General features: G+C 68.3%; 25 protein-coding genes. 13 read left to right on the top strand and 12 right to left on the bottom strand.

Annotation, left to right across the window (positions count from 1 at the left end; translation table 11 throughout):
- The first annotated feature begins 232 nt into the window (after window positions 1-232).
- Genes HWV07_RS00435 through HWV07_RS00445 form a run of 3 tightly spaced genes read left to right on the top strand, consistent with a single transcriptional unit; the run spans window position 233 to window position 2,851 of the window.
- Entirely contained in the window at window positions 233-1,588 is a 1,356-nt protein-coding gene (locus HWV07_RS00435; RefSeq protein WP_178332399.1) for a phosphohexomutase domain-containing protein, read from the top strand.
- 46 nt (window positions 1,589-1,634) lie between these two features.
- A complete protein-coding gene (cdd, locus tag HWV07_RS00440; RefSeq protein WP_178332400.1) occupies window positions 1,635-2,027 on the top strand; it encodes a cytidine deaminase in 393 nt (130 codons plus the stop codon).
- Window positions 2,024-2,851, top strand: coding sequence for a nucleoside phosphorylase (locus HWV07_RS00445; protein WP_178332401.1), 828 nt, complete (start codon window positions 2,024-2,026; stop codon window positions 2,849-2,851). Before cdd ends, HWV07_RS00445 begins: the two co-directional genes overlap by 4 nt.
- A 320-nt stretch (window positions 2,852-3,171) precedes the next feature.
- On the opposite strand, the gene HWV07_RS00450 is transcribed toward HWV07_RS00445, so the two are convergent.
- Together HWV07_RS00450 and HWV07_RS00455 are read right to left on the bottom strand one after the other, a co-directional pair.
- Entirely contained in the window at window positions 3,172-4,335 is a 1,164-nt protein-coding gene (locus HWV07_RS00450) for an NAD(P)/FAD-dependent oxidoreductase (protein WP_178332402.1), read from the bottom strand.
- 93 nt (window positions 4,336-4,428) lie between these two features.
- The gene (locus tag HWV07_RS00455; protein WP_178332403.1) at window positions 4,429-4,968 is read right to left on the bottom strand and encodes an HTH domain-containing protein; all 540 of its coding nucleotides are present in this window, start codon (window positions 4,966-4,968) and stop codon (window positions 4,429-4,431) included.
- A gap of 177 nt (window positions 4,969-5,145) precedes the next feature.
- On the opposite strand from HWV07_RS00455, the gene rocF reads away from it, so the two are divergent.
- Together rocF and HWV07_RS00465 are read left to right on the top strand one after the other, a co-directional pair.
- Window positions 5,146-6,045: an arginase gene (gene rocF, locus HWV07_RS00460; protein ID WP_178332404.1), complete on the top strand. Its 900-nt coding sequence runs from the start codon at window positions 5,146-5,148 to the stop codon at window positions 6,043-6,045.
- A 104-nt stretch (window positions 6,046-6,149) separates the two neighbouring features.
- A complete protein-coding gene (locus tag HWV07_RS00465) occupies window positions 6,150-7,388 on the top strand; it encodes a hypothetical protein (protein WP_178332405.1) in 1,239 nt (412 codons plus the stop codon).
- Window positions 7,389-7,414: 26 nt separating this feature from the next.
- Here the strand turns inward: HWV07_RS00465 and trpB are convergent, their stop codons facing one another.
- On the bottom strand, window positions 7,415-8,578 hold the full coding sequence (gene trpB / locus HWV07_RS00470) for a tryptophan synthase subunit beta (RefSeq protein ID WP_178332406.1): 1,164 nt from the start codon (window positions 8,576-8,578) through the stop codon (window positions 7,415-7,417).
- Window positions 8,579-8,782: 204 nt separating this feature from the next.
- Here trpB and HWV07_RS00475 point away from each other — a divergent pair, with 204 nt between their 5' ends.
- Window positions 8,783-9,244, top strand: coding sequence for a hypothetical protein (locus tag HWV07_RS00475; protein WP_178332407.1), 462 nt, complete (start codon window positions 8,783-8,785; stop codon window positions 9,242-9,244).
- Window positions 9,245-9,247: 3 nt separating this feature from the next.
- Here HWV07_RS00475 and gyrA read toward each other — a convergent pair whose 3' ends face one another.
- The 3 genes from gyrA to HWV07_RS00490 form a co-directional block, all read right to left on the bottom strand.
- Window positions 9,248-11,797, bottom strand: coding sequence for a DNA gyrase subunit A (gyrA, locus tag HWV07_RS00480; RefSeq protein ID WP_178332408.1), 2,550 nt, complete (start codon window positions 11,795-11,797; stop codon window positions 9,248-9,250).
- A gap of 25 nt (window positions 11,798-11,822) precedes the next feature.
- The gene (gene gyrB / locus HWV07_RS00485; protein ID WP_178332409.1) at window positions 11,823-13,742 is read right to left on the bottom strand and encodes a DNA topoisomerase (ATP-hydrolyzing) subunit B; all 1,920 of its coding nucleotides are present in this window, start codon (window positions 13,740-13,742) and stop codon (window positions 11,823-11,825) included.
- Between the two features lie 165 nt (window positions 13,743-13,907).
- Window positions 13,908-14,453, bottom strand: coding sequence for a mechanosensitive ion channel domain-containing protein (locus tag HWV07_RS00490; protein WP_178332410.1), 546 nt, complete (start codon window positions 14,451-14,453; stop codon window positions 13,908-13,910).
- Between the two features lie 116 nt (window positions 14,454-14,569).
- Here HWV07_RS00490 and HWV07_RS00495 point away from each other — a divergent pair, with 116 nt between their 5' ends.
- The 5 genes from HWV07_RS00495 to HWV07_RS00515 all read left to right on the top strand — a co-directional run bounded on the left by HWV07_RS00495 (window position 14,570) and on the right by HWV07_RS00515 (window position 20,254).
- Entirely contained in the window at window positions 14,570-15,358 is a 789-nt protein-coding gene (locus HWV07_RS00495) for a ZIP family metal transporter (protein WP_211694269.1), read from the top strand.
- 136 nt (window positions 15,359-15,494) lie between these two features.
- A complete protein-coding gene (locus HWV07_RS00500; protein ID WP_178332412.1) occupies window positions 15,495-17,888 on the top strand; it encodes a DNA topoisomerase VI subunit B in 2,394 nt (797 codons plus the stop codon).
- A gap of 1 nt (window position 17,889) precedes the next feature.
- The gene (locus HWV07_RS00505) at window positions 17,890-18,996 is read left to right on the top strand and encodes a DNA topoisomerase IV subunit A (RefSeq protein WP_178332413.1); all 1,107 of its coding nucleotides are present in this window, start codon (window positions 17,890-17,892) and stop codon (window positions 18,994-18,996) included.
- Window positions 18,997-19,118: 122 nt separating this feature from the next.
- Window positions 19,119-19,946: a GAF domain-containing protein gene (locus HWV07_RS00510; protein WP_178332414.1), complete on the top strand. Its 828-nt coding sequence runs from the start codon at window positions 19,119-19,121 to the stop codon at window positions 19,944-19,946.
- A gap of 41 nt (window positions 19,947-19,987) precedes the next feature.
- Complete coding sequence (locus HWV07_RS00515; protein ID WP_178332415.1) at window positions 19,988-20,254, top strand: hypothetical protein; 267 nt, start codon at window positions 19,988-19,990, stop codon at window positions 20,252-20,254.
- On the opposite strand, the gene HWV07_RS00520 is transcribed toward HWV07_RS00515, so the two are convergent.
- Complete coding sequence (locus tag HWV07_RS00520; RefSeq protein WP_178332416.1) at window positions 20,243-20,938, bottom strand: MBL fold metallo-hydrolase; 696 nt, start codon at window positions 20,936-20,938, stop codon at window positions 20,243-20,245. The two genes, HWV07_RS00515 and HWV07_RS00520, sit on opposite strands and share 12 nt — an antisense overlap.
- 98 nt (window positions 20,939-21,036) lie before the next feature.
- On the opposite strand from HWV07_RS00520, the gene HWV07_RS00525 reads away from it, so the two are divergent.
- On the top strand, window positions 21,037-21,285 hold the full coding sequence (locus HWV07_RS00525) for a hypothetical protein (RefSeq protein ID WP_178332417.1): 249 nt from the start codon (window positions 21,037-21,039) through the stop codon (window positions 21,283-21,285).
- Here HWV07_RS00525 and ligA read toward each other — a convergent pair.
- From ligA to HWV07_RS00545, 4 genes are all read right to left on the bottom strand, one after another.
- Entirely contained in the window at window positions 21,282-22,937 is a 1,656-nt protein-coding gene (ligA, locus tag HWV07_RS00530; protein WP_178332418.1) for an ATP-dependent DNA ligase LigA, read from the bottom strand. The genes HWV07_RS00525 and ligA overlap by 4 nt on opposite strands.
- 217 nt (window positions 22,938-23,154) lie before the next feature.
- Entirely contained in the window at window positions 23,155-23,874 is a 720-nt protein-coding gene (gene psmB / locus HWV07_RS00535) for an archaeal proteasome endopeptidase complex subunit beta (RefSeq protein ID WP_178332419.1), read from the bottom strand.
- A 60-nt stretch (window positions 23,875-23,934) separates the two neighbouring features.
- Window positions 23,935-25,176, bottom strand: a complete 1,242-nt coding sequence (locus HWV07_RS00540; RefSeq protein ID WP_178332420.1) for an RNA-guided endonuclease InsQ/TnpB family protein — start codon at window positions 25,174-25,176, stop codon at window positions 23,935-23,937.
- Between the two features lie 117 nt (window positions 25,177-25,293).
- Window positions 25,294-25,491, bottom strand: a complete 198-nt coding sequence (locus HWV07_RS00545; protein WP_178332421.1) for a hypothetical protein — start codon at window positions 25,489-25,491, stop codon at window positions 25,294-25,296.
- Between the two features lie 272 nt (window positions 25,492-25,763).
- Between HWV07_RS00545 and HWV07_RS00550 the strand changes: the two genes are divergently transcribed.
- Entirely contained in the window at window positions 25,764-26,123 is a 360-nt protein-coding gene (locus tag HWV07_RS00550; protein WP_178332422.1) for a DUF555 domain-containing protein, read from the top strand.
- A gap of 2 nt (window positions 26,124-26,125) precedes the next feature.
- On the opposite strand, the gene HWV07_RS00555 is transcribed toward HWV07_RS00550, so the two are convergent.
- On the bottom strand, window positions 26,126-26,668 hold the full coding sequence (locus tag HWV07_RS00555; protein ID WP_178335951.1) for a CBS domain-containing protein: 543 nt from the start codon (window positions 26,666-26,668) through the stop codon (window positions 26,126-26,128).
- Window positions 26,669-26,733 lie beyond the last annotated feature (65 nt).

Here is a 26,733-nt window from a genome sequence, read left to right on the forward strand (position 1 = left end):
CCGCTGCGTTCCAGGTCCTCACCGCCCCGACTTTGCCCGCACTCCCCCAGCCGAAGGTTCAAATACGGGACCGCGGCCAGGCGACCCGTGTTCTGACCCACCACCGGCAGTCCGCCTGGGCGTTCGTACGGCGCGAGGACTGCCGCGCGGAGTGACCCGGCCGGGCGTCGGCCGCGAGCGCAGCGCCGTCGGTTCGCCAACGGTCAAGTAGTCGGCACCCACAGGTCCGTGTATGCAACTGTTCGGAACCGCCGGCATCCGGGGGGACGCCCGGTCGGAGGTGACGCCCTCGCTCGCGCTCGCGGTCGGTCGGGCCGCGGCGGACGACGGCGCCGAGTTCGTGGTCGGACGGGACGGCAGGGAGACGGGGCCCGCCCTCGCCGCCGCCGTCGAAGCGGGACTGGAGAGCGGCGGTGCCGACGTGGCGCGCGTCGGGCAGGTCCCGACGCCGGCCCTCGCGTTCGCCTCGCGGGGGCGGCGCGGCGTCATGGTCACCGCGAGCCACAACCCGCCGGCCGACAACGGGCTGAAGCTGTTCGTCGACGGGACCGAGTACGATCGCGAGGCCGAGAGCGCCGTCGAGGCGCGCGTCGCCGACGACCAGTCCCCCGCGGAGTGGGACGCCTGGGGCGCCGGGAGCCGGGAGGCCGTCCTCGACGATTACCGCAGTGCGGTCGTCGAGTACGTTCGCGGCACCGTCGGCGACTGCGAAGGGATCAACGTCGCCGTCGACTGCGGCAACGGCGTCGCCAGCGTCGCGACCCCGCAGGTCCTCCGTGAACTCGGCGCCCGGGTCGTCGCGCTGAACGCCAACGTCGACGGCCACTTCCCCGGCCGGGAGTCGAAGCCGACGCCGGAGAGCCTCGCGGACCTCCGGGCGTTCGTCGCCGACGGCCACTTCGACCTCGGGATCGGCCACGACGGCGACGCCGACCGTCTCGTCGTCCTCGACGGCGACGGCGAGGTCGTCCACGAGGACACCGTCGTCGCCATCGCCGCCTCCTTCTACACGGCATCGAGCGACGCCGCCGACCCGGTCGTCGTCACGACGCCGAACGCCTCCGCCCGCATCGACGACCGCGTCGATGCCGCCGGCGGTCGCGTCGAGCGCGTCCGCCTCGGTGCGCTGCACGAGGGCATCGCCGCGCTCCAGGGCCGCGGCGATGCCGGGACCGAGGTCGTCTTCGCCGCGGAACCGTGGAAGCACGTCCACCCCGCCTTCGGCCCGTGGATCGACGGCGTCGCCAGCGCCGCGGTCGTCTCTGCCCTCGCCGCACGCGACGGACTCCCGGAGCTTCGAGCCCCCATCACGGAGCGGCCGTACCGGAAGGTGAGCGTCGAGTGCGCCGACCAGCGGAAGAGCGCCGCGATGGCGATGCTGGAGCGACGCCTCCCCGAGGCGTTCCCGGACGCCGAGGTCGACACCGAGTACGGCGTGCGGCTGGCGTTCGACGACGCCTCGTGGGCGCTCGTCCGCCCGAGCGGCACGGAGCCGTACGTCCGCGTCTACGCCGAGAGCGACGACGTCGACGGCCTCGTCGGTGAGGTCGTCACCGCCGTCGAGGGTGCGATCACCGACGCCGGATAGGGTCGGGCAGGGCCAGGTATTTGCGACCGGCTCCCGAGGAGCCGGTATGGACGACACCGAGCTCCTCGATGTCGCACGCGACGCCGTCGAGCGCTCCTACGCGCCGTACTCGGAGTACCGCGTCGGCGCCGCCCTGGAGACCGGCGACGGGACGGTGTACACGGGCTGTAACGTCGAGAACGCCAACTACTCGAACAGCATCCACGCCGAGGAACTGGCCCTCTCGAAGGCCGTCGCGGAGGGCCACCGCTCGTTCGACCGCGTCGCCGTCAGTTCGAACCGCCGGGACGGCGTGACGCCCTGCGGGATGTGCCGGCAATCGCTGGCGGAGTTCTGCGACGGGGCCTTCCGCGTCGTCTGCGAGGGCGACGACGAGCCGGAGAGCTATACCCTCGGGGAACTGCTGCCGAACACCATCACCCGGGAGCACCTCGAATGACGGGCGACAGCGAGGACCCGAACGACGAGGTGCAGTACCACGTCGAACTCGGGGAGGGCGACGTCGACGGGCCAGTACTGCTCCCGGGCGACCCCGACCGCGTGGAAGTGATCGCGGAGTGCTGGGACGACTACGAGGAGCGCGCCCGCCACCGCGAGTACCGGACGCTCGCCGGCAGCTACGACGGCGAGCCGGTGTCGGTCACCTCGACCGGCATCGGCGCGCCCTCGGCGGCCATCGCCGTCGAGGAACTGGCCCGGGTCGGCGCCGACTCGTTCATCCGAGTCGGGTCCTGCGGTGCGATCCAGGAGGAGGTCGCAGTCGGCGACCTGGTCATCACGACCGCCGCCGTCCGCCAGGAGGGCACCAGCGAGGAGTACGTCCGTGAGGACTACCCCGCGGCGGCCCACGACGAGGTCGTCACCGCCCTGGTGACGGCCGCCGAGCGGCTGGGCTACGATTACCACCTTGGCGTCACCTGTTCGACGGACTCCTTCTACGCGGGGCAGTCCCGCCCGGGCCTGGATGGGTTCCAGCGTGCCCGCGCCGAGGAACGCCTCGAGGAGCTCCAGGAGGCGGGCGTCCTCAACTTCGAGATGGAGGCCAGCGCCATCATGACGCTCGCCGGCCTGTACGGGCTCCGCGCCGGCGCGGTCTGCACCGTCTATGCCAACCGCGTCACCGGCGAGTTCCGGACGGAGGGAGAGGAGAAGGCCGCGGAGACCGCCTCGATGGCGGCCGCGCTGCTGGCGAAGATGGACCGGACGAAGGCGGAGGCCGGCGCCGACCGCTGGCACGCAGGCCTGTCCCTCGACGACTGGTAGGATAAAGAGAAGCATCCGCGCGAGCGGAGGTCCCGTGAGCGGAGTGAACGGGAGCGTTGGAAGACGAGCGGAGCGAGTCTTCCTGAGCGAGCGCGGTTCGCGGCGACGAGGCGCGAAGCGTCGAGTCGCCGTAGCGTTCGGAAATCGCCCTTGGCGATTTTCGCAGCCCATCAGAAGTGCTTCGCACTTCTGAGGACGCCCGACGACTACCGCGCGGCCGAACGCAGTGAGGCCGCGCGACAGGAGGAGGGCGCGCATATTTTCCCCAAGTTTTTGCCGCGGAGCGCGGCCCTGCCGCGCTCCGCGTGCAAAAAGTGGGGTTACATGTCCGGGAACGCTTTCGCGGCGTCGGCGAAGCCGTTGACCCGGCGGATCCAGCGGGCCGCGACGGTCTTCTTCAGCGCCTTGGCGGCGGGGCCGCCGAAGGTGTCGATCGGCAGGCCCTTGACGTTGTGCGCGACGGCCTTCTCGCCGACGGAGATGAGCGTCCCCTTGTCGTCGTAGGTCCACTCCTCGAGGGGCTGGCCGCGGATGCTGCGGGCGATGTTCTCGCCGGCGACGTCGGCGGCCTGCCAGGCGGCCTGGGCGGTCGGCGGCGCCGGGTTGTCGCCGGGCTGGTCGACGATGGCGGCGTCGCCGATGGCGAAGACGCGCTCGTCGGAGGTCTGGAAGTCCGTGGCGGCCTCGATGCGGTTGCTCCGCTCGTCCTTGTCGACGTCGGCGGTCTCGGCGGCCGCCTGGCCGGTGATGCCGCCGGTCCACAGCAGGACGTCGTAGTCGAGTTCCTTCTCGTCGCCGACGTAGACGGTCTCCTCGTCGACCTCGCCGATGAACTCACCGGTGTGGATCTCGACGTCCTTCTCCTCGAGGAGCTTCCGGAGCTTCGCCTGGACGACGGGGTCGTTGTTCGGGAAGACGTTGTCGAGGCCCTCGACCAGGTGGATCTCGATGGGGGCGCGGTGGTTGTCGCGGAACTCGGCGATCTCGCCGGCCGACTGGATGCCGGAGAGGCCGGCGCCGCCGACGACGACCTGCGCGGGGTCGCTGCGGGAGGCCTCGCGGGCGGCCCGGCCGACCTCGTCGTGGATCTCGAGGGCGTCCTCGAGGGTCTTGAGGGTGAGGGAGTGCTCCTCCAGGCCGTCGATGCCGAAGAAGGCGGTCCGGGAGCCGAAGCCGACGAGGAGGTAGTCGTACTCGATGGTGGAGTCGTCGGCCAGCGTGACGCGGCGGTCGTCGGTGTCGATGGACTCGACGCGGCCCTCGACGAAGCGCGTGGCGGGGGACTTGATCTCGTTGACGTCGAAGGTGATCTTCTCCTTGACGTCGGGGTCGCGGATGCAGCGGTGGGACTCGTGGAGGACGAGGTGGTGGTCGACGTCAGAGACCCAGGTGACGTCTGCCTCGCCGTCGAGTTCCGATTCGAGTTTCTTGACCGCGCCCGTGCCGGCGTAACCCGACCCGAGCACGACGACGTCGTCCGTCATACAAAAAGCTGGCACGGCCTGCGATACAAAGCTGTTGGAACTGTCCGGGCGGCGAAACTTGCCGAATCGGCCGCAATCCGGCGATCTCGGCGGTCAGTGGAGCGGGTCTTCGTCGCCGGCCGGCGCCCGCATCTCGTCGATGGTGAGGATGAGGCTGTTGGTGGTGTCGTCCTTCCCCTCGAGGGCCCCCCGGATGAGGAGCTTCGAGAGCGGCGTCGGGCCGACGCTGATGTCGTCGCCCTCGCTGAAGTCGGCGATGGAGCCCTGGAGCTTGATCTCGGCCCGGCACAGCTCCGGGTGGTGGACGCTCGTGAGGTCGATCTCCTGGACGTTGGCGCCCTCGATCAGGTCGCCGTTGTGCTGGAAGGGGACGTCGGCGGCCTGGTCCATCTCCTGGATCTTCAGTGCGTCGTACGCCGTCGCGGTCGGTTTGTAGCCGCCCTTCGGCCCGGGTACGCCCTCGACCAGCTGCAGGGCCTTGAGGCTCTGCATCTGGTTGCGGATGGTCCCCGGGTTGCGGTCGACCTTCTCGGCGATGTCCTCGCCCTTCACTGCGCTCTCGGACTCCCGGTAGAGGTTGATGAGCTCCTGCAGAATCGTCTTCTGACTGGGAGTGAGCTCTATCGATGACATGAACTATCATTTGGTAGTTCCGTCCTTAAACCCGACGGTGACCCGTCGCGGCGGTTCCGCCGGCACAGACCGTAGTCTGCGGCCGTCTCGTCCGTTCGCGCGCGGGGTGGGCTCCGGAGGGGAGGAGACCGGTCGCGGCAACGATTGCATTAAGGGGGCGGCACGAAAAGCGGGGGCATGGAACTGCGAGCGATCGGCGCGCCGATGGACCTCGGCGCGGACCGGCGGGGCGTCGACATGGGTCCCTCCGCGCTGCGGTACGCGGGCCTCTCCGACGCGGTCCGCTCGGTCGGCGTGTCCTACGACGACGCCGGCGACCTGCCGGTCCCCCGGCCGGAGGGCCGCGACCCGAACGTCGAGCGGCCGGCCGAGGGCAGCGCGAAGTACCTCCGGGAGACCCGGTGGGTCTGCCGCCGCGTCGAGAGCGCGGTCGCGGACGCCATCGAGGACGGCGCGGTCCCGCTCGTGCTGGGCGGGGACCACTCCATCGCCATCGGGAGCGTCAACGGCGCCAGCGCCGCCGACGACGTCGGGGTGCTGTGGCTGGACGCCCACGGCGACTTCAACACGCCGGCGACGTCGCCGAGCGGCAACGTCCACGGGATGCCCGTCGCGGCGTTCCTCGGCCGCGGGGTCTTCGGGGACATGAGCTGGGCGACGGCGGACGTCGACGAGGAGAACGTCGCCATGGTCGGGCTGCGGTCCATCGACGGCGAGGAGCGGACGGCACTCCGGAACAGCGACGTGACGGCGTACACGATGAGCGACGTCGACACGAGGGGGCTCGTCCCGGTCGTCGAGGAGGCCATCGAGGCCGCCCTCGATGGGGTCGACACGCTGCACGTCAGCCTCGACATGGACTTCCTCGACCCCGACGAGGCGCCGGGCGTCGGGACGCCGGTCCGCGGCGGCGTCAGCTACCGTGAGGCCCACGCGGCCATGGAACTCGTCGCGGAGACGGGCGCCCTCGGGTCGATGGAGGTCGTCGAGGTCAACCCCATCCTCGACTCCCACAACCGGACCGCCGACCTCGCGGTGGAACTCGTCTCGAGCTGTCTCGGCAAGCGCATCCTCTGACGTAGCACGGCGCCCCGCTCGGTAGGGCTCGGTCGACAAACGGTCCGCCGTGGACCATGCTGTTTGCCAATATATATTTCAGCTCTTGTAACATATCCCGTGTAGTGACCGACGTCGAGTACGAGCCGGGGCCGAAGGCCGCCTGGACCGCAGCCGCGGTGCTGCTGGTCGCGGCGCTGACCGGCGCGGTCGTCCTCTCGGAATGGCCGCTGTGGGGAGTCGGGGGTGGCGGCCCCAGCGAACCCAACATCGTCCAGCCCGAGGAGAACGGCTCGGAGCTGTGGCCGTACACCTCTCGCGGGACCTCGTACAGCCAGCGGACGCTCGGCATCAACGTCGTCATCGTCGGCGACACCGAGAACGTCCACCAGGCGATGGTCGAGCGCTCGGAACTCGAGTGGCGGGACCCGGACGACCCCGAGACCGGCAGCGAGGAGACCCAGAACCGCTCGAATCCGGACCGAGAACAGCTCGGCGAGTCGATAGACTGGGGTCGGGCCCGCGGGGCGGTCCGGTACACGCAGGTGATCGTCGAGGGCCAGCGCCGGTGGGTCGACGAGTCCTACCAGCTGCACTCCGGGACCTACCTCGGCCAGCGGATGCACGTCCGGGCCTACGAGGACCCGAAGGGCGAGTGGACGGCGATGCAGGCCCACACCGAGCACTGGGACTGGTTCCGGCTCCGCCACACCGTCACCGGCATCTCCGACGCCCAGCGGGACGTCGAGCAGGACTTCATGGACGCGCCGTTCGTCGAGGAGGTCTCCCGGAAGCCCTACGAGAACGGGTCGGCCGACAGCGAGGGCTGGGTGACCGTCATCCGCCTGTGGGCGTTCCTGTTCGCCGGGCTCGGGCTTGCGCTCTCGGGTCGCTCCGAACGGGCGTTCCGGACCGCCGAGCAGCTCGTCAGACGGCACCGCCGGGAGGTGACGCTCGGGGCCACGCTGTTCGCCCTCTACCTCGGAGTCCGGGCGGCCGGAATCGGGCTGGAGACCGCACTCCCCTGGGTCAACCCGAAGATCATCGCGGCGCCGCTGTACGTCGCGCTCGTCGTCGGGCTCCCCGGGCTCGCCTACCACTTCGGGCGGGGGACGAACCGCGTCTGGGCGTTCACCCACGCGGTCGGGGCGCTCGGGACCGCCTTCATCGTCGACTTCGCCGTCATGGGCGTCTCGGTCGTCCCGATGCCGGTCGTCCTCCACCGGGTCGCCGTGCTCAGTTCGATCGGCCTCATCGCGGTCGGGAGCACGTTCCTCGCGGAGGACGACGACCGGTTGCCGCTGGTCATCGGCCTGATCGGCTGGATCGCGGCGCTCGCGCTGCCCGCCTTCGGCTACATCTGAACGGCTGCAGAAGGGACGCGGCGGGCTTACCCGAGGTCTAGCATCTCGGCGACCTGCTGCATGTCCTTGTCGCCGCGGCCGGAGAGGTTGACGACGATGGTGTCGTGGTCGCCCTCGTCGGCCAGCTGGCCGGCGAGCGCGACGGCGTGGGCCGACTCCAGGGCCGGGATGATGCCCTCGAGTTCCGAGAGGTCGCGGAACGCGGTCATCGCCTCGTCGTCGGTGATGCCGCGGTACTCGCAGCGACCGACCGCCCGGAACATAGCGTGCTCGGGGCCGACGCCCGGGTAGTCCAGTCCCGCGCTCACGCTGTGGACGTCGACGTCGTCGCCGATGACGCGGGTTCGCATCCCGTGGATGACGTCCTCGTCGCCGGCGGCAAGCGGCGCGGCGTGTCGCTTCGAGTCGGCGCCCTCGCCGCCCCCCTCGCCGCCGTAGAAGGCGACGTCGTCGTCGCGGAAGGCGTCGAAGAGGCCGATGGCGTTCGAACCGCCGCCCACGCAGGCGACGCAGGCGTCCGGCAGACCGCCGATCCGCTCCTGGATCTGTTCGCGGGCCTCCTCGCCGATGACGGACTGGAACTCCCGGACCATCCGCGGGAACGGGTCCGGGCCGACGACGCTGCCGACCAGGTAGTGGGTGTCCTCGACGTTCCCGGCGAAGTCCTCGAGGGCGGCGTCGACGGCGTCGGCCAGCCCCTTGTCACCCCGAGTGACCTCGTTGACCTCCGCGCCCATCAACCGCATGCGGAAGACGTTCATCTGCTGGCGGCGGACGTCCTTCTCGCCCATGTAGATCTCCGTGTCGAGGCCGAGGAGCGCGCCGACCATCGCCGTCGCGGTGCCGTGCTGGCCCGCGCCCGTCTCGGCGATGAGCCGCTCCTTGCCGGCCTCCTTGGCGAGCAGCGCCTGCCCCAGCGTGTTGTTGATCTTGTGGGCGCCGCCGTGGAGGAGGTCCTCGCGCTTGAGGTAGATGTCCGCGCCGTAGGCGTCGCTGAGGTTCTCGGCGTGGAACAGCGGCGTCGGCCGGCCGGCGTACTCCTCGCTGAGGCGGCGCAGTTCCGACTGGAACTCCTCGGTCGGGACGATCTCCTCGAAGGCGCCCGCCAGCTGGTCGAGCGGCTCCTGCAGCGGTTCCGGGACGTACCGGCCGCCGAACTCTCCGAACTCGTGGTCTCCGGTGTCGGCCATGGTTCGGATACGGACACAGATGGCCAAAACTGTTCGGGACCGGCCGGGAGTGACCCGATATCCAGTTGCTACCGACCGTTTGTCGGCTACTAAACCGCCTGAAACGGTGTTTAGCGCCGTCATAAACAAGTACCGGAGGTGTGTGGACACGGTCGACCGTGTCGACCGAACGTCGCCTTGAGCGGGACCAGACGTCACCGGACAATGAGTGAACGAACGACGACGATCAGGGAGGAGTACCGCGCGGTCCGCGGGTGGCTGCCGTGGCTCTTCGCGGCCGTCTACTTCCCGGTGTACGTCGTCCTGGACTACCTCGTCGGGGGACCGCTGGCGGCCCGGTTCGGCCTCCCCCGGAGCGTCAGCGTCGCCCTGGTCGGCCTCTCCGTCGCCATGGTGCTCACGACGGCCATCGTCGTGGCTCGCATGGACAGCGTCTCGGTGGTCGGGGCGCTCGACGAGGCGAACCCGCTCTCGCGGGTCCGCACCGGCCGGCGATCGACGGTCGGGCCGGGCGGCGCCGTGAACCGTCGGACGGTCGGGACCGACCGTTCCGTGAAGACGGGCGACGGCGGGGACGATCCGTCGGGACCGGAGGCTCGGCTCGCGAGCGAGGCGGACGACGAAGAAGACTGGCCCAACGAGTGGATTCCCGGCGACCAGCTCTGAGGATTACGCCGCGGTCTCGTCGGATTCGCTCCCGTCGGATTCGGCTTCTCCCTCGGCACCCTCGGCGTCCGTGACCTGGTCCTCCTCGTCGGAGTTGTCGACGACGTCAACGCCGGCGACGTAGTCGTCGTCGTCCAGCTTCATCACGACGACGCCCTTGGTGTTGCGGCCGACCGTCGAGACCTCGTCGACGTGGCTGCGCATGATCTGGCCGGCCTCGCTCATGATGACGAGACCGTCGCCCTCGGAGACGGCGTTTATCGCACAGACCTCGCCGTTGCGCTCGTCGGTCTTGATGTCGATGAGGCCCTTCCCGTAGCGGGACTGCTGGCGGTACTCCGAGAGCGGCGTCCGCTTGCCGTAGCCGTTCCGCGTGACCGTCAGCAGGTCGCGGTCGTCGTCGCTCTCGGCGGCCACGAGGCCGGCGACCCGGTCGTCGCCCTCGAGTTCGATGCCGTTGACGCCGCGGGCCGACCGGCCCATCGGGCGGGCGTCCGCCTCGGCGAACCGGATCGTCATCCCCTGGCGGGTGCCGACGAGCAGGTCGCCGTCGCCGGAGGTGACCTCCACGTCGACGAGGGCGTCGTCGTCCTCCAGTCGGACCGCGCGGATGCCGCCGGAGTGGACGTTCTCGAACTCGGAGACTGCCGTCCGCTTGACGTAGCCGCCGCGGGTCGCCATCGCCAGGTAGCCCGAGTCGATGTCGTCGGTGTTGACGACGGCGGTGATCTCCTCGCCGTCGTCGAGGTCGACGATGTTGACGGCGGAGGTGCCTCGGGCCGTCCGCCCCATCTCCGGCAACTCGAAGACCTTCAGCCGGTAGACCTGCCCCTGGTCGGTGAAGCAGAGGAGGTAGTCGTGCGTCGAGGCGGTGAACACCGTCGAGACGCGGTCGCCCTCCTTGGGGCGCGTCCCGATGATGCCCTTCCCGCCGCGGTGCTGGGGGTCGAAGTCCGAGAGGGTCATCCGCTTGACGTAGTCGTCCTCGGTGACGACGACGACCGTTTCCTCTTCGGCGATGAGGTCCTCGCGGGTGACGGAGCCGGCGTCCTCGATGACGTGCGTCCGGCGCTCGTCGGCGTACTCCTCCTTGATCTCGCGGAGCTCGTCCTTGATGACCTCCAGCAGCACGGACTCGTCCTCGAGGATGGTCACAAGCCGCTCGATCTCGGCCTCGACGTCCTCGTACTCCTCGATGACCTCCTCGGCCTCCATCGACGTCAGCGAGCCCAGCTGCATCCGGACGATGTGCTCGGCCTGGTCCTTCGAGAGGTCGAACTCCGTGCGGAGCCCCTCGATGGCCTCCGTGCGGTCCGCGCTGTTCCGGATGAGTTCGACCATCTCGTCGACGTTGTCGAGGGCGACGAGCCGCCCCTCGAGGATGTGGACGCGGTCCTGGGCCTCGTCGAGTTCGTGCTGGGTCCGGCGGCGGACGACCTCCCGGCGGTGGTCGACGAACTGCTCGAGCAGTTCCTTCAGGTTCAGCACGCGCGGCTGGCCGTCGACCAGCGCCAGCGAGATGACCGAGAAGGTGTTCTCGAGGTGTCGCTCGAGCAGCTGGTTCTTCACGACGTCGACGTTCGCGCCGCGCTTGCAGTCGATGACGATCCGGACGCCGTCGCGGTCGGACTCGTCGCGGATGTCCGAGATGCCCTCGATCTTGCCGTCCTGGACGTCCTCGGCGATACGCTCGATGCGCCGGGCCTTGTTCTCCTGGTAGGGCAGCTCGTTGACGATGATCCGGTCGCCGCCCGTGTCGGCGTACTCGACGTCCATGTCGGCCCGCACGCGGAGGCGGCCGCGGCCCTCGGTGTAGGCGTCCCACAGTCCCTCGCGGTTGACGATGTTGGCGGCCGTCGGGAAGTCCGGCCCCTTGATGTAGCCGTCCGTCTCCGGCGTGTCGATGAGGTCGCGCACCGAGCAGTCCGGGTCGTCGATGAGGTGGATCGCGGCGTCGACGACCTCTCCGAGGTTGTGCGGCGGGATGTTCGTCGACATCCCGACGGCGATGCCGGAGGCGCCGTTCACGAGGAGGTTCGGCACCTTCGACGGCAGCACCGCGGGCTCGGTGAGCCGGTCGTCGTAGTTCGGCTCGAAGTCGACGGTGTCCTTCTCGATGTCGGCCAGCAGCTCCTCGGCCAGCGGCGCCATCCGGGCCTCCGTGTACCGCATCGCCGCCGGCGGGTCGCCGTCGACGGAGCCGAAGTTCCCCTGGCCGTCCACGAGCGGGTAGCGCAGCGAGAAGTCCTGGGCCATCCGCGCGAGGGCGTCGTAGATCGCGCTGTCCCCGTGGGGGTGGTAGTTACCCATCGTCTCGCCGACGATCGACGAGGACTTCCGGTGGCCGGTGTTCGACGTGATCCCCATCTCGTGCATCGCGTAGAGGATGCGCCGCTGGACCGGCTTCATGCCGTCGCGGGCATCGGGCAGCGCGCGCCCGACGATGACGCTCATCGCGTAGTCGATGTACGACTGCTCCATCTCGTCCTCGATACGGACGGGCGTTACCTCCTCTGCCGGGACGTCCGGCGTGTCGGGTAGATCTGAACTCATAGATGAACTCGTGTCTCGGCGTCCGTCAGATGTCGACCCACTCGGCGTCCTCGGCGTGCTCCTTGATGAACTGCTTTCTGGGCTCGACGGCGTCGCCCATGAGCACGGAGAACATGCGGTCGGCCGCCGCGGCGTCCTCGATCGTGATCTGCTTGAGGATGCGGTTCTCGGGGTGCATCGTCGTCTCCCACAGCTGCTCGGGGTTCATCTCGCCGAGGCCCTTGAACCGCTGGACCTGGCTCGGATTGCCGTCGCACTTCTCCTCGATGATCCGCTCGCGTTCGGCCTCCGTCATCGCGTCGTAGGTCTGGCCGCCCTTGCGGATGCGGTACAGCGGCGGCTGGGCGGCGTAGACGTAGCCCGCCTCGATGAGCGGCGTCATGTGCCGGTAGAGGAACGTCAACAGCAGCGTCCGGATGTGGGCGCCGTCGACGTCGGCGTCCGTCATCACGATGATCTTCTTGTAGCGGGCCTCGTCCATGTCGAACTCGTCGCCGATGCCGGTGCCGATGGCGGTGATGAGGTTCCGGATCTCGTTGTTCTCCAGGATGCGGTCGAGCCGGTGTTTCTCGACGTTGAGGATCTTCCCCTTCAGCGGGAGGATGGCCTGGAAGTCGGGGTTGCGGCCCTGCTTGGCCGAACCGCCGGCGGAGTCGCCCTCCACGACGAACAGCTCCGCCTCGTCGGGGTCGCGTGTCTGGCAGTCGGCGAGTTTCCCCGGGAGGCTGGTCGACTCGAGGGCGGACTTCCGGCGGGTGAGCTCCTCGGCCTTCTGGGCGGCCATCCGGGCCTTGGCGGCCTCGACGGCCTTCGAGATGATGGCCTCGGCGTCGTCGGGGTGCTCCTCGAGGTACGTCGAGAGCTCTTCGTGCATGGCGCCCTCGACGATGCCGCGGACCTCGCTGTTGCCGAGCTTGGTCTTCGTCTGGCCCTCGAACTGCGGGTCGGGGTGCTTCACCGAGATGACGGCTGTCAGCCCCTCGCGGATGTCCTCGCCCTTGAGGTTGCCGTCGAGGTCCGACAGCATGCCGTTGTCGGCGGCGTAGTCGTTGACGACGCGCGTCAGCGCGGTCTTGAAGCCCGTGAGGTGGGTGCCGCCCTCGCGCGTGTTGATGTTGTTCGCGAAGGCGTGAATGGAGCCCTGGACGCCGGCGGTCGCCTGGATGGCGACCTCGACCTGGATGTCGTTCTCCTCGGTGGAGAAGTAGACGACGTCCTCGTGGAGGACGTCGCGGGTCTCGTTGAGGTAGTGGACGAACTCGCGGATGCCGCCCTCGTACTCGAAGGTGGACTCCTGGGGGTCCTCCGGGCGGTCGTCGCGGATGGTGATGGCGACGCCGGGGTTGAGGAAGGCCAGTTCCCGGAGGCGGGACTCCAGCGTCGAGAAGTTGAACTCGCCGGTCTCGAAGATGTCGACGTTGGGCCAGAAGGTGACCTCGGTGCCGGTCTCCTCGTCGGGCTCCATGTCGCGGACCCGCTCGATGTCGCCCTGCGGTTCGCCGTGGTCGAAGCGGTGGCGCCAGACGGCGCCGTCCCGCTTGACCTCGACCGCCAGTTCCCTCGAGAGGGCGTTGACGACGGAGACGCCGACGCCGTGGAGGCCGCCGGAGACCTGGTAGGACTTGCTGTCGAACTTGCCCCCGGCGTGCAGGACGGTCATGATGACCTCCACCGCGGGGCGGTCGTACTCCTCGTGGGTGTCGACGGGGATGCCGCGACCGTCGTCGCTGACGGTCACGGAGCCGTCGTCGTTGATGACGACCTCGATGGTGTCACAGTAGCCGGCGAGGGCCTCGTCGATGGCGTTGTCCACGACCTCGTAGACGAGGTGGTGGAGGCCGCGTCCGTCCGTCGACCCGATGTACATCGCCGGGCGCTTCTGGACGGCCTCGAGCCCCTCGAGGACCTGTATCTGACCGGCACTGTAGTCGCTATCCTGAGACATCTGGGTACCTGTCCGCCCTTTGCCACTGGGCGGCTATAAATCCCCCGCACGCGCGGGCGCGTGTTCCATGTTTCGCGCCCCTCCAGGGGTGGTCGTGGATGCCTGCAGGATCCCTGTAACCGGGAGACGGCGCACAGATAGCCGTACCCTGCCGCGGTCGGGCTCCTACGGCTCTCCCCGCTTCGTCCAGCGGGACTCGACGTCCCGGTTGGCGACGACGGTCGTGTCGCCGTCGTCGAGCTTGAACCGGCTCTTCCGGAGCTCGATGGCGGCGATCCGCCCCTCGACGCCGTCGACCTCGACGCGGTCGCCGATCTCGAAGTCGGGGTCCCGGAGGAGGTACACGCCGGCGACGGTGTCTTCGATCATCTCCGAGAGGGCGTATGAGACCCCCAGCGCGATGAAGCCGGTCGCGGTGCCGAGGCTGGCGGCGATCTGACCCATGCCGACGACCTTCAGGAAGCCCAGCGCCGCGCCGAACCAGAGGAAGAGCCCGGCGATGGTGACCAGCAGCTGGACGACGAGCGCCTGCCGCTCCTCGTACATCCGGTCGAGCAGCCGGCGCAGGACGGCCAGGACGACCCTGATGGCGACGTAAGCGATGGCGGCGAAGACGAGGCCGGCGACGGCCCGGGGGATCGCCGCCTCGACCCCCTGGATCAGTTCCCGCAGCGTCAACTCGACCACGCGAACCAGGAATCCGACGGCCATGCGGGTACGCCACCCGGCGCGGCCAAAAGGGTTCGGTCAGCCGTCGGCAGCCGAGCCGGACCGCCCGCACCGGATGGCCTTTTACCTCCCCGTGTGTGGTCTCCGGGACGATGGAGCTGGACCCGTTCGCGACCATGCTGCTGGTGACGTCCGTGGCCGGACTGGCGACGGGCCTCGGGGCGGTCCCGACGCTCCTCGGGACCCGCGTCAGCCACCGCGTCTACGACGCTGCGCTCGGCCTGGCGGCCGGTATCATGGTCGCGGCGTCGGTGTTCGGGCTCATCATCCCCGGTCTGGACCAGGGGACCATCTGGCAGGTGTCGGCCGGCGTCTTCGTCGGCGGGTTCGGCCTCCTGGTCGGCAACCGCCTCATCCCGCACCTGCACGTCGAGTACGCCCGCTGGAAGGGCCACGGCGGCGCCGACGACGAGGACGACCACCGGCCCATCGACGACCGGCTCCGGCGGGCGGTCCTCGTCGGCGGCGCCATCACGCTGCACAACGCGCCGGAGGGGCTGGCGATGGGCATCGCCTTCGCCTCGGGCCTGGAGGAGGTGGCCTACGTCCTCGCCATCGTCATCGGCCTCCAGAACGTCCCGGATGGCTTCGCCTTCGCCGTCCCGGTCCACCAGGCGGGCGTCTCCACGCGGAAGGTCGTCGCCTACACGACGCTGTCGGGCGCCGTCCCCCAGGTCCTCGCCTCGACCGTCGGGTACGGGCTCGTCGCGGTCGCGGAGGGGGTCTTCCCCGTCGCCGCGGGGTTCGCGGCCGGCGCCATGCTCGGCGTCGTCTTCCGAGAGATGATTCCGTCGAGCCACGGTCACGGCTACGCCGACGCCGCGACCGCCGCCTTCCTCGTCGGGTTCGTGCTGCTGGTCGTCGTCGACGCGGTGGTGGCGGTCTGACCGCCGGGGTCCGACCGTCGAACACCCCCGATCGGCCGCGTCAGACGCGCGTCATCGGCGCTGCGCCGTCTGCGTCTTTCACTTTCACCCTGCTGCCGACGAGGTTTTACGTCCCCGGGGGATTACCTCAGAGTGAATGACCTCGTATCAGTCGCAACTCGCGGAGGGCGGCGGCAGCGAGCCCATCGCGGAGGAGCTCGCCGCCAGCCAGCGCTCCATCTCTATCGCCGAGTTCTTCGAGAAGAACAAGCAGATGCTCGGCTTCGACAGCGGGGCCAAGGCGCTGGTCACCGCCGTCAAGGAGGCCGTCGACAACGCCCTCGACGCCACCGAGGAGGCCGGCATCCTGCCGGACATCTACGTCGAGATCGAGGAGGCCGGCAGCTACTACCGGCTCGTCGTCGAGGACAACGGCCCCGGCATCACGAAGGAGCAGGTCCCGAAGGTCTTCGGGAAGCTCCTCTACGGGTCGCGCTTCCACGCCCGCGAGCAGTCCCGCGGCCAGCAGGGTATCGGTATCTCCGCCGCCGTCCTCTACTCGCAGCTCACCTCCGGTAAGCCCGCCAAGATCACCTCGAAGACCGAGAGCGGCGGCGCCCGGTACTTCGAGCTGACCATCGACACCGACACCAACGAGCCGGAGATCGAGGTCGCCGAGGACACCACGTGGGGGCCCTCCCACGGCACCCGCATCGAACTGGAGATGGAGGCGAACATGCGCGCCCGCCAGCAGCTCCACGACTACATCAAGTACACGGCTGTCGTCAACCCCCACGCGCGCATCGAGTTCCACGAGCCGAAGGAGTCCAAGAAGTTCGAGCGAGCGACCGACGAGCTCCCGCCGGAGACCGAGGAGATCCGCCCGCATCCCCACGGCGTCGAACTCGGGACGCTGCTGAAGATGCTGGACGCGACCGACTCCTACTCCGTCTCCGGCTTCCTCCAGGAGGAGTTCACCCGCGTCGGCAGCAAGACGGCCGGGAGCGTCATCGAGAACCTCCGGGACCGCCACTTCGGCCGCGAGGTCGCCTGGAAGCCCCCGCAGTCCCACGAGGAGGCGGACGTGGCCGCGGCGGTCCGGGGCGCCGTCGCGAACAAGAGCGCCGACGCGACGAAGGCTTTCGCCGAGCGCGTCGCCGACGTCGTCGAGGGGCGCACGCGGGTCGCCTACTCCGAGGTCGACGAGATCGTCGGCAACGTCGCCGACGGCGTCGAGGACGACTTCGACGAGACGCTCGGGACGACCGTCCGGGAGAACGCCGTCGACGCCGCCTGGGAGGCGGTCATCGACGAGCGGACCGCCGACTGCTACGAACTGGTCGACGAGGCCACCACGAGCCGGAAGGACGACGCCGTCGTCGAGGGGCTGGCGAGCCGCCTCTCGGACAAGTTCGAGAGCCAGGACGACTGGCGCAACCGGGTCACCCGCGAGAAGCTCCGCGACTACGTCGACCGCGCGGCCGACGCCACCGAGGAGTACGACGACGCCACGTTCGGCGACACCGCCCGCGAGAAGGTCACCGACGCCGTCTGGTCGCGGGCCGTCTCCGTCCCCGACGACGTGCCGAAGGTCAGCGCCGTCGCCGACGACCGCGACGCGGCCGCCCGGCTCCTCGAGGCGATGCGCGAGACGGACATCCTCGCGCCGCCGACCGGGTGTCTGGCCCCCATCTCCGAGGAGCTCGTCCACGCCGGCCTCGAGAAGGAGTACGAGGCCGACTTCTACGCCGCTTCGACCCGCGACGCCGAGGTCCACGGCGGCGACCCCTTCGTCGTCGAGGCCGGCGTCGCCTACGGCGGCGACCTCAAGGAGGACGGCCAGGTGGAGGTCCTCCGGTTCGCCAACCGCGTCCCGCTGGTCTACCAGCGCGGCGCCTGTTCGACCGTCGACGTCGTCAAGGACATCAACTGGCGGAACTACGGCCTCGACCAGCCCGGCGGCACCGGGATGCCGAACGGTCCCGCCGTCCTGATGATCCACATCGCGTCGACGAACGTCCCGTTCACCAGCGAGTCGAAGGACGCCGTCGCGAACATCCCGGAGATCGAAGACGAGATCGAACTCGCCCTCCGGGAGGCGGCCCGAGAGCTGAAGTCCTACCTGAACAAGCGGCGCTCCCTCGAGAAGCGCCGCCGCAAGCAGAACGTCATCGCCGAGATCCTCCCGCAGATGGCCGAGAAGCTCTCGGAGGTCACCGGCCGCGAGCCGCTCGACATCGACGACTCGCTGGCCCGCATCATGAACAACGTGCTGGTCGAGCGCAGCGTGGAAGGGTCGACCGTCGAACTGACGATCCACAACTTCGGGGACGCGAACGTCTCCCCGGACGTCACCGAGATCGTCTCCGCCGACCCGGGCGACCACGAGGACGCCACCGTCGTCGAGATGGACGGCGAGTGGTTCCTGAAGTGGTCGCCGACCGTCGAGGGCGGCGAGAAGGCCACCCTCGCCTACGAGATCGACGGCGACGCCGACTTCGACGTCTCCGTCGAGGGTATCGAAGCCGAGAAACTGACAGTCAACGCCTGACATGAGCACAGAATCAGACCCGGAAGTCAAGGACGAACTCGCCCGCGAGCGACTCATCGACCTCGCGGCGGAGTTCTACGACCAGTTCGCCGGGGGGAGCGTCCCGCAGATGGAGATCCCCACCCGGACGAAGAGCAACATCGTCTTCGACGAGGACGAGAACGTGTGGGTGTACGGCGATCGCCACTCCACCCGCTCGGCCAACAGCGTCCGCGGCGCCCAGAAGCTGCTGAAGGCCGTCTACACCATCGAGTTCCTCGCCGACCAGCTCGACGAGGACCGCTCGTCGACCCTGCGTGAACTCTACTACCTCTCGGAGTCCTGGGAGGAGGAGCGCGCGCAGTTCAACAGCCAGGACGAGTCCAACCAGCTCGTCGAGGACCTCGAAATCGTCAGCGAGGTCACCCGCGAGGACTTCCACATGCGGCCCGAGGAGTCCGGCGCGACCATCATGGGGCCGCTGTACCTCCGCGAGCAGACCCGCCGCGGCGAGCGGGAGATCCACTGCCAGAAGGACGTCGGCGAGGGCGGCTATCAGATCCCGAACAACCCCGACACCATCGAGTTCCTCGAGAACGACGCCGACTTCGTCCTCTGCGTGGAGACCGGCGGGATGCGTGACCGCCTCGTCGAGAACGGCTTCGACGAGGAGTACAACGTCATCATCGTCCACCTGAAGGGCCAGCCGGCCCGCGCCACCCGGCGCATCACCCGGCGGCTCCACGACGAACTCGACCTCCCGGTCGTGGTCTTCACCGACGGCGACCCGTGGTCGTACCGGATCTACGCGTCGGTCTCGTACGGCTCCATCAAGTCCGCGCACCTCTCGGAGTACCTCGCGACGCCGCCGGCGGAGTTCGTCGGCATCCAGCCCGAGGACATCGTCGAGTACGACCTGCCGACCGACCCGCTCTCGGACTCCGACGTCAACGCCCTCGAGAGCGAGCTCGACGACCCGCGGTTCCAGGACGACTACTGGACCGAGCAGATCGAACTCCAGCTCGACATCGAGAAGAAGGCCGAACAGCAGGCACTGGCCTCCCGCGGCCTGGACTTCGTCACGGATACCTACCTCCCCGAGCGGCTCGGCGACATGGGCGTGCTGTAGGCGGTCGAGCGACCGACTTCCGGGAGCGCGGTCCTGGGAGACAAGTCGACTCGGATTACTGGGGGTTCACCGGCTGAAACACGGGGCCCCTTTTTATCGTCTGACGGTGTCCGTCGACACCAATGCCTCCCGCTCGCGTCCTCTGGGTCGCCGCTCCCAACCACCGACCGGACGACGTCCGGTCCGTGTGGCTCCGGACGGCGAACACGCAGGCGGCCGCCCTCGAGACCATCGAGTCGCTCGCCGAGGAGGGCGAGCAGGCGGACGCGGTCGTCGCCGCGCCCGCACTCCCCGACGGCGACGGCAGCGCCGTCCTCCGGGCGGCCAGGGACCGCTGGCCCGACGTCGCCTGCTTCCTCCACGGGAACCTCTGGGCCATCCCCGAGGGCAGCACCCTCCCGGTCTGTGAGTTCCACCCGACCGGCCAGACGCCGTCGGCCGTCGCCGACGCCGTCGCCGACGCGGTCCGCGGCCGGTACCACCGGCCGTACCCCGTCTCTGACGACGAAGACCGGCGCCTCGAGACCGTCGAGGCGACCGACTTCGCGGCGGCCCGGGCGGACCTGGAGGGACTCACCACGGAGACAGAGTCCGAGACCGGCGTGCACACCGCCGTCGTCTCTGTCGTCGACGACCACACCGTCTGGCTCGCAGCCGGAGGGGACGACGCCGGGCGTCGGATGCTCCGCCGCGGCGACTCGCCCTGCACGTACGCCATCGAGGAGCCGGGAGAGACCGTCATCGAGGACGTCGGCACCGACGAGCGCCTCGCACACGTCGAGCAGGACTGCTACCGCGCCTACGCCGCTCGTCCGCTGTCTGTCGACGGCGTCCCGGTGGGCACCCTGGCGCTGCTCCGCGACGACGCCGGCGCCTTCACCGACCTCCAGCTCGACGGCCTCGCCCGCTACGCCGACGAGGCCGAGCGAATCCTCACCGACGCCCGCTGAGGGACGCCAACCGTTTTACTCGGCCTGTCCGTAGCACCGGCATGGAGTGGCGCTGCCGGCAGTGTGGGCGACGTTACGACCGACCCCCGGAGACCTGCGCGTGCGGGTCGGCCGACGTCGACCCCGACGACCCGGGCGACCGCCGCTCGCGGTTCTCGCTGCTCGCGCTCCGTGAGCGCCTGGTCGACCCGATGAACGCCGACCGGAGCCTCGTGCGCGAGGAGTCCGCCGTCTCGCTCGCGTTCCGCGTCCTGCTCGCGGCGTCCGTCCTCGGGATCGCGCTCCTGGCGCTGGTGTTACTCGTCTAGCTCGACGGCGACGCCCCGCTCCCGGAGGTCGGCGGCGAACGCCTCGGCGTCGGTCTCGATGGCCTCGAAGGTGTCGTAGTGGACCGGGACGACGAGCTCCGGGTCCATCCGCGATGCGAGGTCGGCGGCCTCGTGGCGGTCCATCGTGTAGGTCCCGCCGATGGGCGGACAGAACACGTCGACGTCGAGGTGCTCGTGGCCCGCGAGGACGTCCGTGTCGCCGGGCCAGTAGACGGACGTGCCGTCGAGGGTGACGTGGAAGCCACAGCCCAGCCCCTTCGGGTGGTACGGTTCGCCGTTCTCGCGGACGTGCGGGCCGTCGGGCTCGTTGTATGCGGCCGTGGTCCGGATGATGGCACCGTCGACGGCGATATCCGACTCTGCGTCCACGTCGCGGACCTCGTACGGAAGGTCCGCCGGCCGCTCGACGTTTCGCTCGATGCGGTGGGAGTTGATGCCCTCGAAGAGGACCACCGTGGCGTCGTCGCCGGCGACGGTCCGGATGCCGTCGGTGTCGTAGTGGTGGTCGTGGGTGACGCAGACGACGTCCGCGTCATTCCCTTCGTAGCCGTCGAGGACGCCGTAGCGGCCGGGGTCGAGGTAGACGACCGTCCCGTCGTCGTCGGCAATCCGCAGGGTCGCGTAGCCGAGCCAGGAGAGCTCGAGCCCGTCGTGTTCGATCACGGTCGACGGTAGGCGGGCCGCGGCCTCCAGTGTGGCGATTTTTCACTGGCTGAAACTACTTGCCCCCATTTATGGGCAAACGGCGCCTGCCTGGGGGTATGGCGAGTGACGAGGAGATCGCACGTCACGTCGCTCAAGTCGAGGACGTCCGTCGGGGCCCCACGGGAACGGCCGTGCAGGCGGAGCTCGACGAGTACAAGGCGACCGCGGGGGAGATCCACGACGAGCTCGCCCGCCGGATCGAGGCCGTCGACGACAGTTCCGCCGACGAGGCGTCCCTGGACGACGTGCTCGACCGGCTCGACAGCCTGGAGTCCCGCATCGCGGACCTCGAGACCCGAATTTAGGCGTCGGCCAGTCGCTCGACCCGCTCGAGGGAGTCGGCGTCCTCCGGGTCCTTGTCCTCCCGGACCGTCACGAACCGGGGGAACCGGAGGGCGTACCCCGACGAGTACGTCGGCGACCGCTGTATCTCCTCGTAGCCCACCTCGAAGACCACCGCCGGCTCGAGGTCGACCTCCGTCCCGGACTCGGAGAGCACGTACGGCTCCAGGCGCTCGTGGAGGTCCTCGAGTTCCTCGTCGGTGATCCCCGTCGCGACCTTCCCGATGGTTTCGTAGCCCTCGCCGTCGGTCACCCGGGCCGACAGGAGGAACGTGCCCAGGAGGTTGGCGCGCCGTCCCTCGCCCCACTCGGCGCCGGTGACGACGAGGTCGAGGGTCTCCACGTCGGGCTTCCGCTTCAGCCAGTTCTTCCCGCGGTTGCCCGGCGTGTACGCCGAAGCGGGGTTCTTGAGCATGATGCCCTCGTGGCCGGCTTCCAGCGCGCGCTCCTCCTTGGCCGCGATGGCGTCGGGGTCGTCGGTGACGACGAGTTCCGAGACGCCCGCCGACAGCAGGTCGGTCAGTCTGTCGTGGCGCTCGACCAGGGGGACGTCGAGGAGGTCCTCGCCGTCTGCGTGGAGGCAGTCGAACGCCTGCAACTCCACGGCGACGTCCTCGCGGGCGGCCGCGACGTCGTGCTTCCGGCGGAAGCGCCGGAGGATCTCCTGGAACGGCAGGGGGTCGCCATCGTCGTCGACGGCGACGACCTCGCCGTCGAGGATTGCGGGGACGTCGAGTTCCGACTCGACGAACTCGACGACCTCGGGGAGCGGGTCGGTGACGTCCTCGAGGTTCCGGGAGAACAGCCGCGCGGACTCGCCGTCGTAGTGGACCTGCACCCGGGCGCCGTCGTACTTGGTCTCGACGGCGGCCTCGTCCCACTCCTCGAGGGCGTCGACGGCGGTGCCGGCCTGCGCCAGCATCGCCTTCACCGGGCGACCGACATCGAGGTGGACCTCCTCGAGTCCCGCCTCGCCGTCGTCGCGGGCGATCTCGGCGACGAGCCCGCAGTCGTTGGAGACCTGCAGCGCCCGCTCGACGGCCGCGCCCGGGACGTCGAAGGCCTCGCCGATGGCGTCCCGGACGGTCCCCTCGCCGACGCCGACGCGCATCTCGCCGAGGACGAGCCGCGCGAGGAAGCGGGCCTCGAGCGGCTCCGCGCGGTTGAACAGCCCGAACAGCGTATCGACCTTCGTGTCAGTGCTGCCGGAGCCCTCGGCGGCAGCGAGGTTCCGGAGCTCCGAGTCCACGTCCGAGACGGACAGTCCGTCGTCGCCGGCGTCCTCGCCGAAGGCCGCGAGTCCCTGCTGGCCGCCGAGGTCCAGTCCCTCGGTGACGGCGCCGATCTCCCCGACGTCGGCGAGGCGGTCCTCGACGTCGTCTGCGGTGACGTTCGGTCCGGCAGCCCTGGCCAGCGCCTCGTAGCAGAGCGACGGCCCGATGTCGAGCTTCGTGCCGTCGTGGGCGGGGAAGATCCGGCCCTGGACGAACCGCGCGACGACGTCGAGGTCGCCGCCGGCGTCAGCGAAGAGCTCACCCACGAGCCCGACGGTCTCGAGGTCGGCCGGCTCCTCCTCCATCTCGGCGGCCCGCTCGGCGAACTCGGCGAACTCCATCTTGGACGGGCTATGCGGGAGGTGCGATTAAACGGTTCGAATCGAAGAAGAAAACAGGACACCAGCATCCGCGAGCGAACGGAGTGAGCGAGCGGTTCACCGGCGACGAGGCCGCAGGCCGAGTCGCCGGCAGCGTTTTTCCCCAAGTTTTTGCGACGAGTGGTGCCCGCAGCGAGCGTAGCGAGCGAGGACACCCGAGGAGTAAAAAGTGGGGTCGTTACAGAACCTCGTCGAAGTCCTTGTGGCCGTTGATCTCGACGCCCTCGTCGGTGATCTCCGCGAGGAAGATACCGTTACCGGAGCCGGTGTCGCGCTCGACGGCCGCCTTGATGCTGGCTGCGGCGATGGACTTGGCCTCCTCCATCGAGAGGCCCTCCTCGTAGAGGCGCTCCAGCGTCCCGTAGGCGACCTGCATGCCGCTGCCGGTGACGGTGTAGTCGTCCCTGACGACGCCGCCGGCGGGGTCGATCGAGTAGACGTGGCTGCCCTCCTCGTCGACGCCGCCGAGGATCGGGTGGATGGCGAAGAAGGGGCCACCGCGAGCGAAGTTCCCGGCCAGCGTCGCGAGCGCGTCGATGGAGATGTTCTCGCCGCGACGGGCTTCGTAGAGGTTGACCTCGGCGCGGAGCGAGCGGATGAACGACTGGGCGCCGCCGACGCTACCGACGAGGGTGAGGGCGGCGGTGGGGTGGATCTGTTCGACCTTCTGGACGTCCTTGTTGGAGACGAAGCGGCCGCCCAGCGAGGCGCGCATGTCGGTGGCGATGACGACGCCGTCGTCGGTCGCGATGCCGATCGTCGTCGTCCCCGTCTTGTTGACGTTCTCGAGGTCTTCCTGGGAGATATCGTTGGAGGGAGTCTCGCCGAGTTCGGGTTCGTACGGCGAGAGGGTGTGGTCCTGGCCGGTCCGTGGAAGCGGAGAATCTGGCTGTCGCATTGCCATCTCGTACAGACCGACCGCTGTTGAATGTTTCCCTAGGGCGGGGAATCCGCTACCTCACGGGCACGGAGTTCCTGTTTCTATGACGTGACTTGCAGACACTTCGGAGAACTCCTCGGTATCCGTAGCGGCCACAGTCTCCACAGGCGTTGATTCGGGCCATCCCAACCCTAATTCTGAAAATCCTCGCTGGAGGACGTTCATCGCCGCATTAGCATCTCTGTGTATCTCGAATCCACACGCTGGACACGAGTGTTCCCGAACCCAGATGGGTTTCGTTGTCTCCACACCACACCGAGTGCATTCCTTGGTCGTCCCAGCGGCTTCCACCTGCACGATGTGTGTCCCGTACAGGTCACCTTTGTACTCCAGGAGCGTAAGGAACTGACGCCACGCCGCATCCTGCTTCTTCCGGGCGTTACCATCACTCTGAAGCATTCCAACAACGTCGAGGTCTTCAACGAACACGGCATCATACTCGTTGACGAGCCACGTCGTGAGTTTGTGCTGGAAATCCAGCACCTTACGCCGAATCCGACGCTTAATGGAGGCTACCTTCCGGCGTTGCTTCTCGTAGTTGTGACTCCCATAGTCTTTACGCGACAACTCGCGTTTATCGCGAGACAAACGCTCGTATTCGTCTTCGAGGTCAAGCCAATTCACAATCGTTCCATCTGAAGTGTGGATATAGTTCAGAATGCCAAGGTCGATCCCCACACTGTTGCTCGAGTCAAGCGAGTCCACGTCAGGTTTCTCTGGAAGGTGTTCGTCATCGGTTTTGAGGCTAAATGTGACGAACCACTCGCCCGTGCGTTCTTTTTTGAACGTTGCCTCTTGAATGGAGGCGTGTTCGGGGAGTGGGCGGGAGTAACGGATTTTGAGCCACCCGACCTTGCTGAAGCGGACGTACGCATACCCGTCTTGGCCCCTCTTGTCATCGAGGTCGAAGCCAGACTGGTTGTACGTCACGCTCCGGTAGTCGCTGGGCGCTTGTCGTTTGAGTCGACCGACGGCGTATCCCTTTTCTTTCTTTTTGCGAAGGTTTGAGAGGTTTCGATGGAAGCGGGCGACGGTGGCTTGTGCGGCTTTAGAGTAGGTGTCAGCGAACAACGACCATTTCTGTTTCCAGTCGGGAAGTTTGTTGTTCTGGTCGTACTCACTCGGTTTGTTGTCCTCTGGATTGTTTTCGTAATCCCATCGGACGTGGTTGTAGAGTTGGCGATGGACGTCGAGTTGATGTTCCAGTCGCTCCGCTACTTCCTCGCTTGGATAAGCACGGTACCGGTGACTGTATTCCACCGCTGTCTATTATTTAACAATGTATTCACTTAGTGATTTGTGTCACTAAGTACCGACTTCATCGACGTCGGTGGTGGGCGGAATATCCCTCTCAGTAACTAGGATAAATCCTTCCGGTCAGGCCGCCGATTCCGCTTCCGCGTCCGCCTGTTCCACCCGTTCGTAGGCGCGGCCGAGCCGTTCGACGACGCTGCCGAGGGGGACCGGGACGCCGGCTCGCTTCGCCACCAGAGCGACGGGGAGTAGCGTGATGCCGAGGACGATGCTGAACTGGTACAGGGCGAACACGAACGCCCGGTACAGGCGGGTTACCATCTTGGTCCAGGTCAAGCCGATGGGGTTACATAAGCTTTCTTCTCGAATCGAGGGGCTGGATGATAAATCGTCCAGAATAACCCCGGCGCCCTCTTGCGATTCAGTCTCCGTTGTCTCCAGTGTCGGTGGAGTTGTACCCGGCGGTGCCGGAACGGATACGACCGGTATGTCGCGGCGGCCATAGCCATAACTTATGCCGATGATGGGGGTGACGTGCGCACGCTCGCGGCCGAAACAATACTGGTATCCGTGATGCGCCGCTGCAGTCGGATATGAGCAACTACCTCGTCGCGATGGAGGCCGCGTGGCTGGTTCGTGACGTCGAGGAGATCGACGACGCCATCGGCGTCGCCGTCAGCGAGGCCGGCAAGCGCCTCAACAACGCGGACATGGACTACGTGGAACTCGAGGTGGGGGCGACGCCCTGTCCGGCCTGCGGCGAGGCGTTCGACTCGGCGTTCATCGCCGCCGACACGGCGCTGGTCGGCCTGCTCCTGGAGATGAAAGTGTTCAACGCCGACAGCACCCAGCACGCCTCCCGCATCGCCAAGAGCGAGGTCGGCGGCGCTCTCCGCGACGTCCCGCTGAAGGTCATCGACACGATGGAGATGGAAGACGAAGACGAGGACTGACGTCAGGAGATGTGGGCCGCGACGTCGGCCTCGGTGATGATGCCCTTCAGCTGACCGTCCGCGACGACCATCACGGCGTCCTGGTGGTTCAGGTGCGCGTTCACTTCGTCGAGCGTCGCGCTCGGCTCGACCGTGGTGATGGCCTCGCGCATCGCGTCGGCGACCGGTAGCTCCCCCGCGTTCTCGGAGTCCAGTTGCCGGATGTCGGAGTTCGAGATGATACCCTGCGGCCGGCCGTCGCGGACGACCGGAAGTTGCGAGTAGCCCTCCTTCACCATCACGTCGATGGCGGTGCGGACGCTGTCGTCCGGGGCCACGGTGACGACCCCCTCGTGCATGATATCCTCGGCGTGCATCACGGCGCTCTCGGCCTCGTCGAGCGCGTTGACGATGCGCCGGAGCGTCGAGAGCCGCGGGTCGACGTCGCCGCCCTCGATGCGTGCGATGAGTGGCTGTGAGACGTCGGCCTGCTCGGCGAGTTCGCTCTGGGTCAGCTCCAGGTTCGTCCGCCGTTCCCGCAGGTCCGCCGGGGTCGGCAGGTCCATGCCCATGCAGGGTAATAACTATCGGTTATTAAAAATGCTTCCCTCGTCCGGGGCTTGAAGGAGGA

This window comes from Natronomonas salina (assembly GCF_013391105.1).
GTDB lineage: Archaea > Halobacteriota > Halobacteria > Halobacteriales > Haloarculaceae > Natronomonas > Natronomonas salina.

Excerpts from the sequence above, each read along its gene's own strand:
- HWV07_RS00435 (WP_178332399.1), top strand. The coding sequence starts at position 233 with ATGCAACTGTTCGGAACCGCCGGCATCCGGGGGGACGCCCGGTCGGAG.
- cdd (WP_178332400.1), top strand. The coding sequence starts at position 1,635 with ATGGACGACACCGAGCTCCTCGATGTCGCACGCGACGCCGTCGAGCGC.
- HWV07_RS00445 (WP_178332401.1), top strand. The coding sequence starts at position 2,024 with ATGACGGGCGACAGCGAGGACCCGAACGACGAGGTGCAGTACCACGTC.
- HWV07_RS00450 (WP_178332402.1), bottom strand. The coding sequence starts at position 4,335 with ATGACGGACGACGTCGTCGTGCTCGGGTCGGGTTACGCCGGCACGGGC.
- HWV07_RS00455 (WP_178332403.1), bottom strand. The coding sequence starts at position 4,968 with ATGTCATCGATAGAGCTCACTCCCAGTCAGAAGACGATTCTGCAGGAG.
- rocF (WP_178332404.1), top strand. The coding sequence starts at position 5,146 with ATGGAACTGCGAGCGATCGGCGCGCCGATGGACCTCGGCGCGGACCGG.
- trpB (WP_178332406.1), bottom strand. The coding sequence starts at position 8,578 with ATGGCCGACACCGGAGACCACGAGTTCGGAGAGTTCGGCGGCCGGTAC.
- HWV07_RS00475 (WP_178332407.1), top strand. The coding sequence starts at position 8,783 with ATGAGTGAACGAACGACGACGATCAGGGAGGAGTACCGCGCGGTCCGC.
- gyrA (WP_178332408.1), bottom strand. The coding sequence starts at position 11,797 with ATGAGTTCAGATCTACCCGACACGCCGGACGTCCCGGCAGAGGAGGTA.
- gyrB (WP_178332409.1), bottom strand. The coding sequence starts at position 13,742 with ATGTCTCAGGATAGCGACTACAGTGCCGGTCAGATACAGGTCCTCGAG.
- HWV07_RS00490 (WP_178332410.1), bottom strand. The coding sequence starts at position 14,453 with ATGGCCGTCGGATTCCTGGTTCGCGTGGTCGAGTTGACGCTGCGGGAA.
- HWV07_RS00500 (WP_178332412.1), top strand. The coding sequence starts at position 15,495 with ATGACCTCGTATCAGTCGCAACTCGCGGAGGGCGGCGGCAGCGAGCCC.
- HWV07_RS00505 (WP_178332413.1), top strand. The coding sequence starts at position 17,890 with ATGAGCACAGAATCAGACCCGGAAGTCAAGGACGAACTCGCCCGCGAG.
- HWV07_RS00510 (WP_178332414.1), top strand. The coding sequence starts at position 19,119 with ATGCCTCCCGCTCGCGTCCTCTGGGTCGCCGCTCCCAACCACCGACCG.
- HWV07_RS00515 (WP_178332415.1), top strand. The coding sequence starts at position 19,988 with ATGGAGTGGCGCTGCCGGCAGTGTGGGCGACGTTACGACCGACCCCCG.
- HWV07_RS00525 (WP_178332417.1), top strand. The coding sequence starts at position 21,037 with ATGGCGAGTGACGAGGAGATCGCACGTCACGTCGCTCAAGTCGAGGAC.
- ligA (WP_178332418.1), bottom strand. The coding sequence starts at position 22,937 with ATGGAGTTCGCCGAGTTCGCCGAGCGGGCCGCCGAGATGGAGGAGGAG.
- psmB (WP_178332419.1), bottom strand. The coding sequence starts at position 23,874 with ATGCGACAGCCAGATTCTCCGCTTCCACGGACCGGCCAGGACCACACC.
- HWV07_RS00545 (WP_178332421.1), bottom strand. The coding sequence starts at position 25,491 with ATGGTAACCCGCCTGTACCGGGCGTTCGTGTTCGCCCTGTACCAGTTC.
- HWV07_RS00550 (WP_178332422.1), top strand. The coding sequence starts at position 25,764 with ATGAGCAACTACCTCGTCGCGATGGAGGCCGCGTGGCTGGTTCGTGAC.
- HWV07_RS00555 (WP_178335951.1), bottom strand. The coding sequence starts at position 26,668 with ATGGACCTGCCGACCCCGGCGGACCTGCGGGAACGGCGGACGAACCTG.